At 72.3% G+C, this 18262-nt stretch carries 15 protein-coding genes and 1 riboswitch; of the genes, 4 read left to right on the forward strand and 11 right to left on the reverse strand.

Features of this window, described 5'->3' with window-relative positions; genetic code table 11:
- Positions 1-5: 5 nt before the first annotated feature.
- The 4 genes from B9B60_RS07785 to mraZ form a co-directional block, all read right to left on the reverse strand.
- Entirely contained in the window at positions 6-2039 is a 2034-nt protein-coding gene (locus B9B60_RS07785; protein ID WP_234993791.1) for a peptidoglycan D,D-transpeptidase FtsI family protein, read from the reverse strand.
- Positions 2040-2055: 16 nt separating this feature from the next.
- Positions 2056-2589: a cell division protein FtsL gene (locus B9B60_RS07795; protein WP_084450670.1), complete on the reverse strand. Its 534-nt coding sequence runs from the start codon at positions 2587-2589 to the stop codon at positions 2056-2058.
- Positions 2586-3599, reverse strand: coding sequence for a 16S rRNA (cytosine(1402)-N(4))-methyltransferase RsmH (rsmH, locus tag B9B60_RS07800; RefSeq protein WP_084450672.1), 1014 nt, complete (start codon positions 3597-3599; stop codon positions 2586-2588). The genes B9B60_RS07795 and rsmH overlap by 4 nt, the downstream gene beginning before the upstream one ends.
- Before the next feature lie 155 nt (positions 3600-3754).
- Complete coding sequence (gene mraZ / locus B9B60_RS07805) at positions 3755-4186, reverse strand: division/cell wall cluster transcriptional repressor MraZ (RefSeq protein ID WP_072626159.1); 432 nt, start codon at positions 4184-4186, stop codon at positions 3755-3757.
- 328 nt (positions 4187-4514) lie between these two features.
- Here mraZ and B9B60_RS07810 point away from each other — a divergent pair, with 328 nt between their 5' ends.
- Genes B9B60_RS07810 through B9B60_RS07820 form a run of 3 tightly spaced genes read left to right on the forward strand, consistent with a single transcriptional unit; the run spans position 4515 to position 9011 of the window.
- On the forward strand, positions 4515-5504 hold the full coding sequence (locus B9B60_RS07810) for an AAA family ATPase (protein WP_234993792.1): 990 nt from the start codon (positions 4515-4517) through the stop codon (positions 5502-5504).
- Positions 5505-5514: 10 nt separating this feature from the next.
- Positions 5515-6729 (forward strand): DUF58 domain-containing protein, encoded by a 1215-nt coding sequence (locus B9B60_RS07815; protein WP_084450674.1) that lies wholly within the window; start codon positions 5515-5517, stop codon positions 6727-6729.
- Complete coding sequence (locus tag B9B60_RS07820) at positions 6726-9011, forward strand: transglutaminase TgpA family protein (protein ID WP_143445491.1); 2286 nt, start codon at positions 6726-6728, stop codon at positions 9009-9011. Before B9B60_RS07815 ends, B9B60_RS07820 begins: the two co-directional genes overlap by 4 nt.
- 32 nt (positions 9012-9043) lie before the next feature.
- Here the strand turns inward: B9B60_RS07820 and B9B60_RS07825 are convergent, their stop codons facing one another.
- The 7 genes from B9B60_RS07825 to B9B60_RS07855 all read right to left on the reverse strand — a co-directional run bounded on the left by B9B60_RS07825 (position 9044) and on the right by B9B60_RS07855 (position 16529).
- Positions 9044-10582, reverse strand: coding sequence for an RNA polymerase sigma factor (locus B9B60_RS07825; RefSeq protein ID WP_084450678.1), 1539 nt, complete (start codon positions 10580-10582; stop codon positions 9044-9046).
- Between the two features lie 160 nt (positions 10583-10742).
- Positions 10743-11141 (reverse strand): universal stress protein, encoded by a 399-nt coding sequence (locus tag B9B60_RS07830; protein WP_072624267.1) that lies wholly within the window; start codon positions 11139-11141, stop codon positions 10743-10745.
- Positions 11142-11248: 107 nt separating this feature from the next.
- Entirely contained in the window at positions 11249-12379 is a 1131-nt protein-coding gene (gene metX, locus B9B60_RS07835; protein WP_084450680.1) for a homoserine O-acetyltransferase MetX, read from the reverse strand.
- Positions 12380-12394: 15 nt separating this feature from the next.
- A riboswitch (SAM riboswitch) is annotated at positions 12395-12505 on the reverse strand.
- Positions 12506-12522: 17 nt separating this feature from the next.
- A complete protein-coding gene (locus B9B60_RS07840) occupies positions 12523-13638 on the reverse strand; it encodes a DUF4192 domain-containing protein (protein ID WP_084450682.1) in 1116 nt (371 codons plus the stop codon).
- Positions 13639-13724: 86 nt separating this feature from the next.
- Entirely contained in the window at positions 13725-14141 is a 417-nt protein-coding gene (locus B9B60_RS07845; protein WP_226283056.1) for a YkvA family protein, read from the reverse strand.
- Between the two features lie 58 nt (positions 14142-14199).
- A complete protein-coding gene (locus B9B60_RS07850) occupies positions 14200-15750 on the reverse strand; it encodes an alanine/glycine:cation symporter family protein (RefSeq protein ID WP_084450684.1) in 1551 nt (516 codons plus the stop codon).
- A gap of 44 nt (positions 15751-15794) precedes the next feature.
- Positions 15795-16529, reverse strand: a complete 735-nt coding sequence (locus B9B60_RS07855) for a hypothetical protein (RefSeq protein WP_084450686.1) — start codon at positions 16527-16529, stop codon at positions 15795-15797.
- Positions 16530-16588: 59 nt separating this feature from the next.
- Between B9B60_RS07855 and B9B60_RS07860 the strand changes: the two genes are divergently transcribed.
- Positions 16589-18262, forward strand: a complete 1674-nt coding sequence (locus B9B60_RS07860) for a DNA polymerase (RefSeq protein ID WP_084450688.1) — start codon at positions 16589-16591, stop codon at positions 18260-18262.

Below are 18262 nucleotides of genomic sequence, written 5' to 3' on the forward strand. Positions count from 1 at the left end.
CGACCTTACCCGCCATCCGGGGCGCCCCGGTCAAGCAGCAGACCCGGGGTGTCGGCCGCCGGCTTCTTGGACAGCTTGGTGCGCACCTTGGGGGCCTTCTCGTCCTGGGGCGTCGGCGGCACCTTCTCCTTCTGCAGGGCGTAGGTCATGACGTCCTTGAAGACCGGCGCGGCGACCGTGCCGCCGTAGTAGCCCTTGATCGGGCGCTGGAGGATCACCGAGACGACGAGCTTGGGGTCGTCGGCCGGGGCGAAGCCGATGAAGCTCGCGGTCTTGCCGCTGTAGCCACCGGACTCGGAGTCGTAGCGGTCGGCGGTGCCGGTCTTGCCGGCGACGCGATAGCCCTTGATCTTCGCCTCGGGGGCCGTGCCCTCGTCGCTCACGACGCCCTCGAGCATCCGGGAGACGTCGTTGGCGGTCTTCTTCGAGACGGCGCGGTTGCGCTTGCCCGCCGGGGCCGCCTCCCAGCCGCCCTCGCCGTCGCTGACCTCCTTGACGAAGGTCGGGCTGATCCGTACCCCGTCGTTGGCGATCGCCTGGAAGACGTTGGTCACCTGCACGGCGGTCGTCGAAACGCCCTGGCCGTAGGTGATCGTGTAGCGCTGCGAGCCGTTCCACGTCTCGGACTTCGGCAGCAGGCCGCCGGACTCACCGGGGAAGCCGGAGCCGCTCGTCGATCCCAGGCCGAAGCGCCGCAGGTACTCCTCGAGGGTCTTGGGCTTCATCGTCTCGCCGATGAGCATGGTGCCGGTGTTGCTCGACTCGGCGAGGGCACCGGCGACGGTGCGGTACTCGTCGGGGTGCGGGTGGCTGTCGCTCAGGGTCTGGTCACCGCGCTTCATGGAGTACGGCAGGATCATCGGCGTCTCGGGGGTGATCGTCCCCTCCTCGAGACCGGCCGCGACGGTCATGATCTTCGACGTCGACCCGGGCTCGAAGACGTCGCTGAAGGCGAGGTTGGAGAAGACGCCCTTGCCGTCGCCGATGTTGTTGGGGTCGAAGGTCGGGTAGGACGCCAGGGCGACGAGCTCGCCCGTGTCGACCCGCTGGACGACGACGGTGCCGGAGAGCGCCTTGGTCTCCTTGACCTTGTCGGCCAGGGCATTTTGCGCGTACCACTGCACGTCGTTGTCGATCGTCAGGCGCACGTCCTTGCCCGCGGTCGCCGAGCTGACGTCGTCGGAGGCATTGGGCAGGCGCGAGCCGTCCTGGGCGATCTCGTAGGTCGCCTGGCCGGGGGTGCCCTTGAGGACGTCGTCGAGCTGCAGCTCGAGGCCACCGCCGGCGGTCTGGTCCTGCGGCTGGACGAAGCCGACGAGAGAGGCGACCGTCGTCGACTGCGGGTAGGTGCGCTGGGTCGAGCGCTCGGAGTAGATGCCGGGGATGCCCAGGGCGTTGATCCGGCGCCAGGTGAGCGGCGAGATGTTCTTGGCGAGGACCCGGTAGCGCTGCGAGCCGGTGAGCTTGGGCTCGAGGTCCTCGGCGCTGGTGCCGAGCGGCTCGGCGAGGTCCTTGGCGGCGCCCGCCACCCCGACCTTGGTGGTCGTGCCGTCGACCTTCTTGTCGTACTCCGGCACGGCCGTCTGGTCGACGACGACGGTGCGCCGCTCCTGGCTCTGCGCCAGGACGGTGTCGTTGGCGTCGTAGATCGTGCCGCGGTGGGCGGGGATCGCCTCGGTCTGGGTGCGCTGGCGCAGTGCGTCGGCGGCGACGGCGTCGGAGTCGAAGCCCTGGATGCGCAGCAGCTGCGCGGCGAAGAGGCTGAGCACGATGAGCGAGACGACCATGAGCGCCCGCATGCGGGTGCGCGGGCTGGCCGAGACCGCGGCAGCCGCCGGTCGACGAGCGGGCGCCGCCTTCTTGGCTGGAGTCGCCTTGCGAGCAGGTGCCGCCTTCTTGGCAGACGCGGCCTTCTTCGCCGGCGCGGTCTTGCGCGACGGAGCCGCCTTCTTGGCAGGCGCGGCCTTGCGGGCAGGCCGAGCCTGGCCGGAGGAGGGTCGACCGGTGCCCTGAGGGCGGTCAGGTCGGCGCTGGCTCACGGTGCGGCCTCTCCTGTCAGTTGCTCGGGCGGGCGGTGGGGGTCTTCTTCTTGGCGGCCTTCGAGGAGGGCTCCGACGTGGACTTCGAGGACGGTGAGGAGCTGGTCGAGGACTGGTCCGCCGTCGCCGTGGCGGCCGCTCCCACGGTAAATCCGTCGGGCTTCTTGGCGACCGACGCCACGCCGAGGATGCTGCCCTTGTCGACGTCGATGAAGGCGGCGCTGCCGGCCGGGACCATGCCGAGCGCGTCGGCCTCGGTCGCCAGGCGCTGCGGCGCGGCCCGGTCGTTGATCGTCTGGGACAGCGAGTCCTCCTTGTCGGCGAGCGACGCGGAGCGGGCCTCGAGGGCCGTCACCTCGAAGGAGTCCTGGGCCATCGAGGTGTTGAGCCCCAGGACGGCGCCGAGCCCGGCGACGAGCAGGGCGAAGCACAGTACCGGGAACCACGCGGACCCGGCCCGATCGGTGGGGGTGACGACCTCGAGCGAGGCCCGGGTGCCTCGGGCGGGGGCGCGACGGGCGACGGTCGTGGCGACGGACGACTGGCTCATCGGTGGGGGCCTTCCTGGTGACGGGGCGGTCGGATGCGCTCGGCGCCGCGCAGGCGCACCGAGGCGGATCGGGAGTTGGTCTCGAGCTCGCGGGCGCTCGGGGTGAGCGCCCCGCGGGTGAGCAGGCGCAGCTCGGGTGCGTGCTCCGGCAGCTCGACGGGCAGGTCGGGCGGGGTGGTCGAGGCGGCGCCGGCGGCCAGGGCCCGCTTGGTGATGCGGTCCTCGAGGGAGTGGAAGGACAGCACCGCGATCCGGCCGCCCACCGACAGCCGGTCGAGGGCGACGGGCAGCGCGCGGGCCCAGCCGGCGAGCTCCTCGTTGACCTCGATCCGCAGCGCCTGGAAGGTGCGCTTGGCCGGGTGGCCACCGCCGCGCTGGGAGGCCATCGGGATCGTGGCGCGCAGCAGCTCGACGAGTCGGCCGGAGCGCTCGAAGGGGGTGACCTCCCGCTCGCGGACGATCGCGCCGGCGATCTTGCGGGCGAAGCGCTCCTCGCCGTACTCCGAGAGCACCCGGGTCAGGTCGCGGGCGTCGTAGGTGTTGAGCACCTCGGCGGCGGTGACCCCGGTCGTGGGGTCCATCCGCATGTCGAGCGGCGCGTCGTGGGCGTAGGCGAAGCCGCGCTCGGTCTCGTCGAGCTGGAGCGAGGAGACCCCGAGGTCGAAGAAGGCCGAGGTGACGCTCGCGAGGCCGAGGTCGTCGAGGACCTCGCCGATCTCGTCGTTGACGGCGTGCACGAGGGTGACGCGCTCGCCGAAGCGGGCCAGCCGCTCCCCCGCCAGGGCCAGCGCCTGCGGGTCGCGGTCGATGCCGACGAGACGCACCTGCGGGTCGGCCTCGAGGACCGCCTCGGCGTGGCCGCCCATGCCGAGCGTGCCGTCCACGTGGACGGCGCCCTCCGTGGAGAGCGCCGGGGCGAGCAGGTCGAGGACCTCGTCGAGCATGACGGGCACGTGGCGGGAGGCCGCGTCGCGGCCGTCGGTGGTCAGGTCACGGTCGTCGTGCTCCACGGTGCTCCCTTCGTGCTCGTCGGTGGTGGGGGGGGGGTTGTGGTGGTGATCTCCGGGTCGTGCTCGCTGCTGCCGCCTGGTCCCCATCCGGGACGTTCCGGCCCGGGGGAAGTCGGGTCGGCGCCGTCACGGCTGGAGGCCGGGCGGCAGCTGCATCACATGAGTCCGGGGATCACCTCCTCGGACTGGTCGGCGAAGGCCTGCTCGGTGCTGGCCAGGTACTCCTCCCACGCGGCGGTGTCCCAGACCTCGACCCGCGAGCCGGTGCCGATGACGGTGCACTCGCGGTCGAGGCCGGCGTACTGGCGCAGCGCGGCGGGCACGGTGACCCGGCCCTGCTTGTCGGGGATCTCGTCGCTCGCGCCGGAGAGGAAGACGCGCATGTAGTCGCGAGCGGCCTTGCTCGAGGTGGGGGCCTCCTGGAAGCGCTGGGTGATCTTGACGAACTCGTCCATGGGGAAGACGTAGAGGCAGCGCTCCTGACCACGGGTCATGACCAGGCCGCCGGCGAGCTTGTCGCGGAACTTCGCGGGGAGGAAGAGGCGGCCCTTGTCGTCGAGGCGTGGGGTGTGGGTACCGAGGAACACGGCGACCACCTCCCCTTCGTCTCGACCCGAGGGCTCCCTGCGCTTCCTTGATCCCCCACTTTACTCCACCTCTGCTCCAGATCACACCCCGATTCGCACTTTTCGGCGACTTCTTTCCTGACTTTTCCCTGATAAATCAAGGGTGGTGCAAAGTGGGGCGGATTCACCGCACCGGCGGCACGAAGGGGGGTCCCCCAGGGCCGGGACCGAGGGTGCCTGTGTCTCGTGGGCCCGATTCCTAGGGCCGGAGGCCGAGCGCGACGTAGGGTCGGGAGCACATCGGAGCGAAGTGGGGACGCCACCGGCGCGGCCCCGGGACGGAGACGTGGTGACCCTCAGCAGGGAAGGCGCCCCCGAGGTGGCGGCACAGGCGGACCTCGAGTACGTCGTGTCCGTCGGCCGGGCGCTCGCCGACACGATGAATGCCGTCATCGAGGGCAAGCCCGATGTCGTGCGCACCGCCGTCACGGTCCTGCTCGCGGAGGGGCACATCCTCGTCGAGGACGTGCCCGGCGTCGGCAAGACGATGCTCGCCAAGGCGCTCGCCCGCAGCATCGACTCCTCGGTGCGTCGGGTGCAGTTCACCCCCGACCTGCTGCCGAGCGACATCACCGGTGTGAGCATCTACAACCAGGACCAGCACGAGTTCGAGTTCCGCCCCGGGGCCGTCTTCGCCAACGTCGTCATCGGTGACGAGATCAACCGCGCCTCGCCCAAGGCCCAGTCGGCCCTGCTGGAGTGCATGGAGGAGGCCCAGGTCACCGTAGACGGGCGGACCTACGAGCTGCCCCGGCCCTTCATCATCATGGCGACCCAGAACCCCGTGGAGATGGAGGGCACCTACCCCCTCCCCGAGGCCCAGCGCGACCGCTTCATGGCGCGGCTGTCCATGGGCTACCCGACCGCCGCCGCCGAGGTGGCCATGCTCGACCACCACGGCGCGAGCTCGCCGCTGGAGAGCCTGCGGCCGGTCGCCGACGCGGCAGGCATCGCCCGGCTCATCGCCGCGGTGCGCACGGTCCACGCCTCCACGGCGGTGCGCCAGTACGCCGTCGACATCGCCACCGCGACCCGCACGAGTTCGCTCGTGCGCCTGGGCGCCTCGCCCCGGGCGACGCTGCACCTGCTGCGCGCCGGCCGGGCGCACGCGGCGCTGCACGGACGCGACCACGTGCTCCCCGACGACATCCAGACCATCGCCCCGGTCGTCCTCGCCCACCGACTGCTGCTGAGCAGCGAGGCGCAGCTGGCCCGGCGCGACCCGGTCGACATCGTCAGCGAGATCGTGCGGCACACGCGCGTCCCCGCCGCCCGGTGAGTGCTCGACCATGACCGGTCGCGGGCGGCTCTTCGTCGCGGCCGGGGTGCTCGTGGCCCTCACCGGCCTGACCCTCGGCCTGCACGACCTGACCAAGGTCGGCGCGCTGCTCGTCGTGCTGCCGGCCCTGGCGCTGCTGCTCTCCCGCCGCGAGCTCGACCTCGCCGTCACCCGTGAGGTCGCCCCCTCCCGCGTGCCCACCGACGGCCACGCCGACGTCACCGTCCGGGTGCACAACTCCGGCCGGCTGCCCACCCCCCTCCTGCGGGGCGAGGAGGCGCTGGCCTATGCCCTCGGCGACCGACCGCACCTGCTCGTGCCGCGCCTCGACGGCGGCGAGACCCGCCAGCTGACCTACCGGGTGCGCTCCCACGTGCGGGGCCACCACACGATCGGCCCGCTCTCGGTGCGGGTCACCGACCCCTTCGGCCTGGCGACCCGTGCGGTCCCGGTGCCCGGCGAGACCTCGCTCGTCGTCCTGCCGCGGGTGCTGCCACTCACGCCCGTGCGCGGCGTGCCGGCCGGCGGAGGCGGCGAGACCTCGGTCGCCTCGCGGGTCGCCCTGCAGGGTGAGGACGACGTCGGCGTGCGCGAGTACCGCATCGGCGACGACCTGCGCCGCATCCACTGGCGCTCGACGGCCCGCACCGGCGAGACGATGGTGCGGCAGGACGAGCAGCCTTCCCGACGGCGTGCCCTGGTCCTGCTCGACGACCGCGCCGGCGTCCACGCCGGCACCGGGGGCGGCGGGTCCTTCGAGTGGTCGGTGACGGCGGCGGCGTCGATCACCACGCTGCTCCTCGGCGAGCGCTTCGAGGTGCACCTGTGCCGGTCCGCCGACGAGGGCGGCGCGGTCGAGCCGCTCGTCGACGTCGACCACGCGCTCGACGAGCTCGCCGCGGTCCAGCCAGCCGAGACCACCTCGGCGCGCGGGCTCCTCGAGGCCCTCGACGACTTCATGCAGCACGGCGGGGGCCTCGTCGTCGGCGTCCTCGGCGAGCTCGACGACGACATCGTCGATCTCTGCGCCACACGCGCCCGCCACGGGCTGGGTCTGGTCGTCGACCGCGGCGGCTTCTCCTCCGGCACCCGGGGCACCGGGCCCGCCGACGAGACCGCCCACCGGCTGGCCCTCGGCGGCTGGCGCACCGAGGTCGTCCGCCCCGGCGCCCAGCTCCCCGAGCTGTGGGCCCGACTCACCGTGGGTCTGGGGGTGCGCGCATGATGCGACACGAGCCCCGGGTGGTCGCCGGCCTCCTCGCCGGCCTGGCGACGATCGTCGTCGCCCTCCCCCTCGGCCGGCTCTTCGACGAGGCCCCCTGGGCCCTCCCTTCGGTCATCGGCGTCGCCGTCGTCGCCGGCACCGGCATGGTCCTGCGCTCGCTCACCACCCACGCAGGGTTGGTCGTCCTCGGGCAGGCCGCCGCGGCCAGCCTCTACCTGCTCGTCACCCAGCTCGGCGAGACGACGGTCTTCGGCGTCGTCCCCACACCCGAGACGCTCACCGCGCTGCTCGACCACTTCGAGCAGGCCCAGGACACGATCACCCGCTACGCGGCCCCCGCGCCGGCGACGCCCGGCATCACCGTCATGCTCGTCGCGATCATCGTCGTCGTCGCCCTGGCCGTCGACATGGCCAGCGCCACTGCAGCATCGCCGTCGGTCGCCGGCCTGCCGCTGCTCTCGCTCTTCCTCGTCTCGGCGGCCAACTCCGGTGGCTCGATGCACTGGGCGTGGTTCCTCGCCGGCGCCGGGCTGTGGCTCGCGATGGTCGTGCACCAGTCCGACGTCGACCTGCACGGCTGGGCGACCTCGGTCCCCCGCATGGCGCGTGGCGACGGCGAGGACATCGCCGGGCGCTCGCACCGCTGGCAGGCCGCGCGACTCGGGGCCTTCGCCCTGGTCGCCGCCGTCGCCGCGGCCACCTTCGTCCCCCACCTGCCGACCCGCTACGTCCTCGACGGGCTGGGGCGCAGCCAGGGCGGAGCGACGACCGGGTCCGGCGTGCGCCTGGCCACGGCCCTCGACCTGCGCCGCAGCCTCGAGTCGCCCAGCGAGGCCCCGGTGCTCACCTACACGTCGAGCTCCCCCACTCCGGGGCCCCTGCGGGTGGCGGTCGTCGAGGACTTCTCCGACGGCCTGGGCCGCATGCGCTCCGACGCCCCCGAGCCCGTCGAGGGCTTCTCCGCCCCGGACCCGACCCTTCGAATCCCCGGCAACGTCGTCGGTGAGCGACGCACGATGGTCGTCGAGTCCAACGGCGTCGCAGCCCCGCAGCTGCCGCTCCCTTCGCTCGTCAGCTCGGTCGACACGGGCGGCATCGCCTGGGCTCTCGGCGACGACGGCACGGCTGCCGTCCAGCGCACTCCCGGCACCTACTCGGCGACCTACACCGAACTCGCCCCCGAGGAAGAGGACTTCGACCAGCCGACGGGCGAACCCATCGACCCGCTCGCCCAGAGCGACTCCTACCTCACCCTGGACCCCGGGTCGGCGCAGGAGATCGGAGACCTCGTCGACGAGGTCGTCCCACACGACGCCACTCCCCTGCGCAGCGCCCAGGCCATCCAGGAGTACCTGCGCGGCAGCGAGTTCACCTACAGCCTCGACCTGCCCTCGTCGCAGGGGCGTGACCCGATCGTCGCCTTCCTCGACCACAAGACCGGCTACTGCCAGCAGTTCGCCGTGACCATGACACTCATGGCCCGGGCGCGCGGGATCCCCGCCCGCGTCGCCGTCGGCTTCCTCCCCGGCTCCCTGAGCAGTGGCGACGAGCGCGTCGTGCGGGTCAGCGACGCCCACGCCTGGCCCGAGCTGTACTTCGAGGGGGTGGGCTGGACGCGGTTCGAGCCGACGCCCGGCTCACGTGCTGCGTCGACGCCCGGCTACACGATCGACACCTCCGACGCGAGCGCCGGCACCGACACCTCGACCTCGTCCGACGAGACGACGAGCTCCTCGACCCGCCCCGACGACCAGCAGGAGGACGTCGCGGTCCCAGAGGCCGCGACCGCGCCCGACGAGGGTCGCCCCGCCTGGGTCACCGCGCTGCTCTGGCTGCTCGGCATCGCCGCCGTGCTGGCGATCATGCCGCTGTCGGCGCTCGTGGCCCGTCGCCGCTCCCGCCGCTCGGCCGTCGACGACGCCGAGCGGGTCGAGCGCGAGTGGCACGAGCTGATCACCCAGCTCGACGACCTCGGGCTGCGCCCACCGGTCGGCGCGACCCCGCGGCAGACCGGCGCCTGGCTCAGTCGGCGCCTGCATCTCGAGGGCGAGCCGCAGGAGCAGCTCGACCACGTCGTCGCCACCCTCGAGCGCGCCCGCTACGCCCCGCCCGGAGCCGACCTGCCCGACATCTCCCACGAGGTCGGCGGGGTCGTCGACGAGGTCCGCTCCGGCCGGCAGCGCTCGCGACAGGTCCGCTCGGTGCTGTGGCCCCAGGACGGCGTCGACGCGTGGCGCGCGTTCGGCCGCTCGCTCCTGCGCCGCCTGCCTCGTCGCCGCTGACTCCCCCTTCGCCCCAGAGGTCGCGGAGTGCGTCAGTCGAGGTAGTCGCGCAGAACCTGCGAGCGGCTCGGGTGACGCAGCTTGCTCATCGTCTTGGACTCGATCTGACGGATGCGCTCACGCGTCACGCCGTAGACCTTGCCGATCTCGTCGAGCGTCTTGGGCTGACCGTCGGTCAGGCCGAAGCGCATCGAGACCACGCCGGCCTCGCGCTCGCTGAGCGTGTCGAGGACCGAGTGCAGCTGCTCCTGCAGGAGCGTGAAGCTCACCGCGTCGGCCGGCACGACCGCCTCGGAGTCCTCGATGAGGTCACCGAACTCGGAGTCGCCGTCCTCGCCGAGCGGGGTGTGCAGGGAGATCGGCTCGCGGCCGTACTTCTGGACCTCGACGACCTTTTCGGGGGTCATGTCGAGCTCCTTGGCCAGCTCCTCCGGGGTGGGCTCACGACCCATGTCCTGGAGCATCTGACGCTGCACACGGGCGAGCTTGTTGATGACCTCGACCATGTGCACCGGGATGCGGATGGTGCGGGCTTGGTCGGCCATGGCGCGGGTGATGGCCTGACGGATCCACCACGTCGCGTAGGTCGAGAACTTGTAGCCCTTGGTGTAGTCGAACTTCTCGACCGCACGGATCAGACCGAGGTTGCCCTCCTGGATCAGGTCGAGGAAGAGCATGCCGCGGCCGGTGTAGCGCTTGGCGAGCGAGACGACGAGACGCAGGTTGGCCTCGAGGAGGTGGTTCTTGGCGTTCTTGCCGTCCTGCGCGATCCACCACAGCTCGCGCTTGAACTTCATCTCGATCTTCTCGCCGGAGGCGAGCTTCTCCTCGGCGAAGAGGCCGGCCTCGATGCGCTTGGCCAGCTCGACCTCCTGCTCGGCGTTGAGGAGGGCGACCTTGCCGATCTGCTTGAGGTAGTCCTTGACCGGGTCGGCGGTGGCGCCGGCCGTCACGACCTGCTGCGCGGGAGCGTCGTCCTCGTCGTCGTTGCTGATCGTGAAGCCGGACTTCTCGTCCTGCTCCGTCTCGGGCTTGGCCTTGGCCTCCGGCTCCTCGCCGAGGACCTCGTCCTCACCGGGTGCCGGCTCCTCGGCCGTGGTGGTCGTCGGGTTGGCCGCGGCCTTCTTCGCGGCAGCCTTCTTCGCGGCGGCCTGCTTGGCGGGTGCGGCCTGCTTCACCGGGGCGGCGGCCGCGGCTGCCGTGGCGGTGGAGGCGGCCTTCTTCGCCGCGGTCTTCTTCGCCGGGGCAGCCTTCTTCGCGGGGGCGGCGGCCTTCTTCGTGGCCGTCTTCTTCGCCGCGGTCTTGCTCGCCGCCTTCTTGGCGGGGGTCTTCTTGGCCGTCTTCTTCGCCGGAGTGGACTCTGGCACCTGAACCTCGATTCCCTGTTCGCCCAGCGCGCGCAGGACGACCCGCCCCCGACTGGGGCTGATCTTGGCCTCGCCGAACGCGGCCTGCAGCTGATCGCTGGTGATGGATCCGGTCGTGCGGCCCTTCAGGACGAGCTCCTGCAGCGAGGGATGCGAGAACTCCTTGGGGAGGGAGCCCTGCGTCTCGACGGACCGTGGGGACACAGCAGTCACCAACAACCTTTCGTCACGGAGGATTCCGCCGGGACGAAGGGAGTGGCGTGACCCCGTCTGACCCGACTCGCCCGGTCGCTGTGCGCTGGGCTCGTGACCATTATAAAACGCGTGGCCGTCGGGTGCCGCCACCAGGGGCGGTCGGAGGGTCTCAGCGGGCCTTGACCGCCAGCACGTCGCAGGGCGCGTCGAGCAGCACACGCTGAGCATTGGACCCGAGGATCAGCTTGCCGACGGGGGTGCGACGACGCAGGCCGATGATGATCAGGCTGGCGTCGGTCTCCTCGGCGACGACGATGAGGTCCTCGGCCGGCTCCTTGCCTCGGACGAGGCCACGGACCTCGCCGTCGACACCCGCCTCCTCCATGCGGGAACGCACCTGCTTGAGATCGTCCTCGTTCTTGCGGGCGGTGTCACCGCTCAGGCCCACGCCACCACGGTCGGAGTGGATGACGACGAGCTTGTCGTTGCGCAGGCGGCACTCCTCGAAGGCGCGCTCGAGAGCGGCCTCGCCCTCCTTGGTCGACACGTACCCCACGACGATGGTCATCGCTCGCTCCTCGTCACAACTCGGCTGATGGACTACCTGGGCCAGACGCTACACCGCGGCCCCGTGACCTGTCTCACTCCGGCACCGGTGTCGTCGGCGTGTCCCGATCAGTCGCCGCGCAGCACGTCCCGGAGCAGCTCGGCCACCTGGTCGACCTCGGTGAGGAAACCGTCGTGACCGACCGCCGAGGAGATCGTGCGCAGCTGCGTCCCGGGACGTGCCGCGACGACCTCGTGCGACAGCCGCGGCGGGTAGAGCCGGTCGGAGTCGACCGGCGCGACGACGAGTCGACCGGTGAAGTCCTGCAGCGCCGCGGACATCCCCCCACGGTCCCGGCCGAGGTCGTGGGAGTTCATCGCCTCGGAGAGCACCGCGTAGGAGTTGGCGTCGAAGCGGCGCGCGAGCTTGCCGCCGTGGTGGTCGAGGTAGCTCTCGACCGTGTAGCGCGGGCGGCCCTCGGGCCCGGCGGGCTCGTCCTGGACCCGTCGGTCGAAGCGCTCGTGCAGCTCGAGCTCGCTGCGGTAGGTGATGTGGGCGATGCGGCGGGCGATGGCCAGCCCGGCCTCGGGGCCCTGCGGGTGGTCGTAGTAGTCACCCCCGGCGAACCACGGGTCGTTGCGGATCGCGAGGATCTGCGCCTGGCTCCACCCGATCTGCTCCGCGGTGGCGTAGCCGCCGGTCGCCAGGGCGATCGCCGTGCCGACGCGCTCGGGGTGGCTCGCGACCCACTCGAGCGTGCGCATGCCCCCCATCGACCCGCCGATGACGGTGTGCCAGCGCTCGATGCCCAGGACGTCGGCGAGCCGCGCCTCGGCCGCGACCTGGTCACGGATGGTGAGGCGCGGGAAGCGACTGCCCCACGGCCGGCCGTCGGGCGCGGCACTGCCCGGCCCGGTGCTGCCCTGGCAACCACCGAGGACGTTGATCGCGATGACGAAGTAGTCGTCGTCGAGCGGCGCGCCCTGCCCGATGAGACCCGGCCACCAGCCGGCCGTCGGGTGACCGGGACCGGCCTCGCCGACGACGTGGCTGTCACCGGTGAGCGCGTGCTCGACGAGCACGGCGTTGTCGCGCTCGGGACGCAGGCGCCCCCAGGTCTCGTAGGCCAGCACGACGTCGGGCAGGGACTCGCCCGATTCCAGCTCCAGCCGCCCGATCGAGACGAAGCGTCGCTCGCCCGGGTGGTCGCCGTCGCGCCACAGCGCGGTGCTCGCGGGGGGTGTGGTCGTCACGCTCACGGAGTGCTCCCGAAGTGTCTCGCCTTGCCACGTCGCCTCGACGCGGCCCGGTCATCACCCGGGGCACCCCGTCGCGAGGAGGGTTGCCGGCCAGCAAGCCGGGGCTTGACGCTGGCACTCATGACCTGCCGACAACTCTAACGTCACGAGGCGCGCCCGATCGAGTCGCGTCCGGGCTGCGGACCCTCGGCCGGGGGCAGGGCCCACGGACGCACCCCCGTGGCCAGCAGACGGAGCATGAGGTCGGCCAGCCGGTGCTCGGGGTCGATCTCGAGGGCCCGCTCGAGGCAGATGCCGGTGATCGTGCCGTCACCGGCCCACCAGGCGAGGTGCGCCACGGTGACGAGCACCGTGGGCGTGAGCGGCTGCGGCAGGAGCCGGGCGAGCTCGACGAGCCGACCACGGACGACGAGCAGCTCGTCCGACCAATCCCCTGCCTGCGGCAGCTCGTCGTCGCCCTCCCAGCAGTCGACCCAGGGGCACTCCGCCGCCGCGTCGAGGGCGAGCCAGCCGACCTCGAGCGGCACGTCGTCGAGCGAGAAGAACCCCGGCGCGAGCACGGCCATCAACGCGTCGCGCCACTGGACGTCGAGCAGCGAGCCGCCCAGCACGGCCAGCTCGGCATCGGGCAGGTCACCGACCGGTCGCGCGCTGCGCCGCGGGTCGAGCACGTGGGACCACAGCGCGGCGAGCTCGTCGTCGTCGACCGGCACGGGCTCGCCCGACACGATGACCTGCGCCACCCCCTCGGCGCGCGTCTCGTCCGTCGGCGGCACGACGGTGGCGACCAGCTCCTCACGACTGGCGAGCGGCCGCACCCCGGCCATGACGAAGGGGGCGACCGCCGGCACCTCCTCGGGCCGCGGGAGCGCGCGCACCTGCGGCGGGCAGCACCCGTCGTCGCACCCCGGGACCCAGCACCGGCCGTCGCGCACGACGACGTGGTCAGGGACGGCGAGACCGGCCGCCAGGGCCGCCGAGGTGACGGCCGCGCGGAAGGGGCGGGAGCCCCCTTCGTCGTCCTCGAAGGCGAGCACCACGACCCCCTGCGCCCGCTCGCGGACCATGATCGCGATGCTGTGCTCGGCGAGAGCGGCGCAGGCCCGGGGGTCGTCGACGAGGTCGAGGCGCTGGACCATCCCGAGCCGCCGACCGTGCAGGGCGGCGAGGACGAGGGATGGACCCGGGTGGTAACCGAGCTGGTAGGGCACGAGGACGGCGAGCTCGGAGGCGTCGCGGGGGCTGGCGGTCGGTGTCATGCCCCGACCATGCCGAGCGGCCCGCCCCCTCGACAGAGGGGACGGGCCGGCTGTGGACGAGCGGGTGGGCGCCCGCAGGTCTGGGGTCAGTCGGGGACGACGTGCGAGCGCACCGTCGAGCTCCAGGCCTGCTGCTGGCTCCGGTCCTGCTGCTGGGCCCACTGGGCCTGGTGCGCGGCGACACCCTGCTCCCACGCGATGAACTCCTCGGTCTCCTTGACCAGGGTCGCCGCGACCCAGCCGATCACCATGACGTCGTCGAGCAGGCCGAAGGCGAGCAGCAGCCCCTCAGGGACGACGTCGACCGGCGAGACGATGTAGCCGACGCCCGCGAGCATCATCAGCAGCCGCGTCGAGGTCAGGCCGGTGTAGGTGCCGGCCCGCACCGCACGCACCATGCGCGGCACGGCACGCAGCCGCTGGAGCAGGCTCGGGCCATCGGGGCGCGAGGCGCTGCGGACGGCGGACGCGAGATGGACCGCGCTGCGGGCTCGTCGACTCATGACCATCGGGGTCTCCTGACGCTCGGGCACCATCGGATGAGGGCGCTCCCACTCGTCATCAACGACGCGGGTCCGCAGAGGATTCCGCAGGGTCGCCGGGTGCGCCCTGGGTCACCAGGCCATCGGCCCGCTGCTCCCAGAACTGTGCCCCCTCGATCCCGAGCTCACGCGGGTCGAACTGCGGGTCGATGCCCTGCTTCTTCTGGGCGCGGTAGTCCTTGAGCGCCTTGAGCGCCGGGACCTGCAGCAGCAGGATCCCGAGGATGTTCAGCCAGGCCATCGTGCCGACGCCGATGTCACCCAACCCCCACGCGGAGCCGGCGGTCGTCATCGCGCCGTAGGCGACGGACGCGAGGATCAGGGCCTGGAGCGCGCGGATCATGCCCCGACGCACGACGCCGTTGCGGATCTTGCGGGTCAGGTAGGCGAGGTTGACCTCCGCCATGTAGTAGTAGGCGACCATCGTCGTGAAGGCGAAGAAGACGAGGGCCAGCGCGACGAAGCTCGAGCCCCAGCCCGGAGCCAGCGTGTCGAAGCCCGCCTGGACGAAGCCCGGCCCCGGCTCGGTGTCGGTGCCGACCCCACCGACGTAGAGCGTCTCGTCGCCGAAGGTCTCGCCCTTGAAGACGGTGTACATGTCGGTCGAGATGATGATGAAGGCCGTGGCCGTGCACACGAAGAGCGTGTCGATGTAGACCGCGAAGGCCTGCACGAAGCCCTGCTTGGCCGGGTGCGAGACCTCGGCGGCCGCCGCGTGGTGCGGGCCCGTGCCCTGGCCGGCCTCGTTGGAGTAGATACCGCGCTGGACACCCCACTTGACCGCCTGGCCGATGATCGCGCCGTAGACGGCGTGGCCGCCGAAGGCTCCGGAGAAGATCTCGCCGAAGACGTGGCCGATCTGGTCGATGTTGACGAAGAAGACGACGAGCGCGAAGAGGATGTAGAGGATCGCCATCGGCGGCACGACGAACGCGGCGAAGGCAGCGATCCGCTTGACGCCACCGATGACGATGAAGGCCAGGGCGATGACCACGCCGATGGCAGTGGCCCACGTCGGCACGCCCCAGGCCGACTCGATGGCCGAGGACATGCCGTTGGCCTGGACTCCCGGCAGGAAGAAGCTCATCGCGAAGACGGTGACGACGGCGAAGACGATCGCGTACACGAGCGAGAGGGTCCTGGCCTTGTGGGCGTAGGCCTTCTCGAAGTAGTAGGCCGGGCCACCGCGGTACTCACCCGTGTCCGGGTCCTTCTCCTTGTAGATCTGGCCCAACGTGGACTCGATGAAGGAGGTCGCGGCCCCGAAGAAGGCCACGGCCCACATCCAGAAGACCGCACCCGGACCACCGAAGGCGATGGCGGTGGCGACGCCGCCGATGTTGCCCATGCCGACGCGGTTGGCCAGCGACATCATCAGCGACTGGAAGGAGGAGGTGCCGTCCTGCGACTTCTCGCCCTTGGTCAGCTGCCGGATCATGTCCGGGATGCCGAGGACCTGCACCAGGCCGGTGCGGACGGTGAAGTAGACGCCTGCGACCAGGCACAGCCCGACCAGCGGTATCGACCAGATGAAACCGTTGGCGGAGTCGACGAGTTCGGCGAGTGACATGAGACGAGAGCTCCCTGTGGCGAGTGTCACGGACCCGCGGGAGGCTACCCGACGTCGACGCTCGCGGCCGGGAACTCGGTGCGCACGTGCGCGCCGATCTGCCGCATCAGCCACACGTCCATGCCGGCGCCCACGGCACCGCCGACGACCGGCACGGCCTTGCCGAAGCGCGTGAAGACGCCCTTGCCGGCGGTCGAGAGGATGCGGAAGCCGACGGCCTTGTTGACCACCATCAGGGCCGGCCCGGGCAGTCGCTGGGCGGCCATGCCGGCGAGCCGGCCGGTGGGCGCGACGACCCCTGCCTTGGCGAGCAGGTCCTGGGCGTCGGCACCGACGAGGCTGAGCAGGACGGCGGAGCGGATCTCGGGCTGGGCGAGGTCGTAGCCGCGCAGTCGGGCCACGGCCGCCGACATCCGGGTCGCCAGGACGTAGAAGCCCAGGACATTGGCCGGCAGGGCGACGACCATGGTCGCGAAGCCGCCGAGGTTGGTGAGGAAGCCGCTGGCACCGGCGAGCTTGAGCGTGTCGCCGACGACCTCGTCGACCGCCTTGTCGACGTCGCCGCCGTGCTTGGCCAGCGCCTTGTCGGCGACCTGCGCCGCGGAGTCGAAGGGGCCGCGACCGTCGATGCCGGTGTCGAGGAGGTTTTCGACGAGCTTGAGCGAGGAGCCGGACAGGCCTTGGCGGCTCTTGGGGTCACGCGCCTGATCGAGGGCGGTCCGCGTGTCCTGCACCTGCTTCTTCTTGCCGAAGCCGAGTCGGTCGGAGATGAATCCCATGTCGGCATCCTGCCACGGCGAAGGGGGCCCGTCGGTGGACGCGGGTAGCCTCACGCACCGTGGGTGGACAGCAGCCGGGAGCCGTCGTCGTCGGGGTCGACGGTGTGGGTGCGGCGCTCCCCCCGCACGGCGATCCCGTGCTCGCGCGGGACCTCCCTTCGCTCGTCGCCACCCTCTCCCCCGGCACCCGCTGGGTGACCTGGTCGGCCGCCTCGGTCGCCCCGCTCGTCACCGCCGGCGCCCGCCTGGACCGCACGTGGGACGTCGCCGAGGCGCACCGTCTGGCCCACGGCGGCTGGGCCGCAGGGCCCGAGCTGGCCTGGGCCGCGGTCCACGGCCTCGAGCCCGGCACCGCGCCGGCCGCGCCGACCGGTGACCTCTTCGACCTGCTCTCCGACGAGCTGCCGCCCGAGCAGCTGGTCCGCGACGACGGCCACCTGCGCGCCGATGCCGTGACCGGGGCGTGGCTGACGACGCCCGAGCGGTGCGCCGCCTTCGCCGAGGCGGCCCGGCAGGTCGCCGCCCGCCAGCACGAAGGGATGACCGCTCGCGGTGGTCGTGCGCTCGCCACCGCGCACGCCGAGTCCGCCGCCGCCGTGCTCTGCGTCGAGCTCGAGCAGCACGGGCTGCCGATCGACCGGGCGACCGCCCGCCGTCTGGTGACCGAGGCCGCCGGCGACGAGCCGCACAGCCTCGACGAGGAGCTCGCGGCCCGCACGACCCGCGATGCGCCGGTGCTGGCGGCGCTGCCCGGCACCGGGCACGTCGACCTGCGCAACCCCGCCCAGGTCAAGGCGATGCTCGCCCGCGCCGGGGTCGACGTGCCGTCGACGCGCAAGTGGGTCCTCGAGGCGCACCGGGCCACCCACCCGGTCGTGCCGGCGCTGCTCGAGTGGCGCAAGCGCGAGCGGATCGCGACGACCTACGGCTGGCGGTGGCTGCGTGAGCACGTCGGCGCCGACGACCGGCTGCGTGGCGCGTGGGCGGCCTGCGACGGGGCGGCCGGCCGGATGACCGCCCAGGCGGGGCTTCACAACCTCCCGGCCGAGCTGCGGCCGGCGGTCGCCGCCGACGAGGGCTGGGTCTTCGTGCGGGCCGACCTCGGTCAGGTCGAGCCACGCGTGCTCGCGGCCGTCTCGCGCGACGAGGCCTTCGCGGCCGCCACCCGCGAGGACGACCTCTACGCCCCGGTGGCCCAGCGGCTCGGCGTGGAGCGCTCGGTGGCCAAGATCGCGGTGCTCGCCGCGATGTACGGCCAGCGATCGGGTCCGGCGGCCGAGGCGCTCGCGGGTCTCGAGCGCGAGTACCCCGTCGCGATGGCGCACCTGCAGCGCGCCCAGGACCGCGGGCGGCGCGGTGAGCCGGTGCGCACCTTCGGCGGGCGTCTGGTGCGCACGGACTTCTCGAGCGGCGACCTCGACGCCGAGGCCCGCGACGGGCTCGCCGCAGCCAGAGGGCGATTCGCCCGCAATGCGGTCATCCAGGGCTCGGCCGCCGAGCTCTTCAAGGCGTGGGCGGCGACGGTGCGGGTCGCGGTGCGCCCGCTGCAGGGGCGGATCGTGCTGTGCCTGCACGACGAGCTGCTCGTCCACGTGCCCCAGGAGCACGCGCAGCAGGCCGCGGCCCTCGTCGACCGGGCCCTTACCGACGCCGCGCGCCGGTGGCTGGGTGGCGAGCAGGTGCGCTTCGTCGCCGACACCAGCATCGTGCGCCGGTGGTCGGAGGCCAAGTAG

This window comes from Janibacter indicus, assembly GCF_900176385.1.
Lineage (GTDB): Bacteria > Actinomycetota > Actinomycetes > Actinomycetales > Dermatophilaceae > Janibacter > Janibacter indicus.

What these genes read in the sequence shown, in the direction of transcription:
- B9B60_RS07840 (WP_084450682.1), bottom strand. Translation starts at nt 13,638, where the DNA reads ATGACACCGACCGCCAGCCCCCGCGACGCCTCCGAGCTCGCCGTCCTC.
- B9B60_RS07855 (WP_084450686.1), bottom strand. Translation starts at nt 16,529, where the DNA reads ATGGGATTCATCTCCGACCGACTCGGCTTCGGCAAGAAGAAGCAGGTG.
- B9B60_RS07845 (WP_226283056.1), bottom strand. Translation starts at nt 14,141, where the DNA reads ATGAGTCGACGAGCCCGCAGCGCGGTCCATCTCGCGTCCGCCGTCCGC.
- B9B60_RS07795 (WP_084450670.1), bottom strand. Translation starts at nt 2,589, where the DNA reads ATGAGCCAGTCGTCCGTCGCCACGACCGTCGCCCGTCGCGCCCCCGCC.
- B9B60_RS07820 (WP_143445491.1), top strand. Translation starts at nt 6,726, where the DNA reads ATGATGCGACACGAGCCCCGGGTGGTCGCCGGCCTCCTCGCCGGCCTG.
- B9B60_RS07850 (WP_084450684.1), bottom strand. Translation starts at nt 15,750, where the DNA reads ATGTCACTCGCCGAACTCGTCGACTCCGCCAACGGTTTCATCTGGTCG.
- B9B60_RS07830 (WP_072624267.1), bottom strand. Translation starts at nt 11,141, where the DNA reads ATGACCATCGTCGTGGGGTACGTGTCGACCAAGGAGGGCGAGGCCGCT.
- B9B60_RS07815 (WP_084450674.1), top strand. Translation starts at nt 5,515, where the DNA reads ATGACCGGTCGCGGGCGGCTCTTCGTCGCGGCCGGGGTGCTCGTGGCC.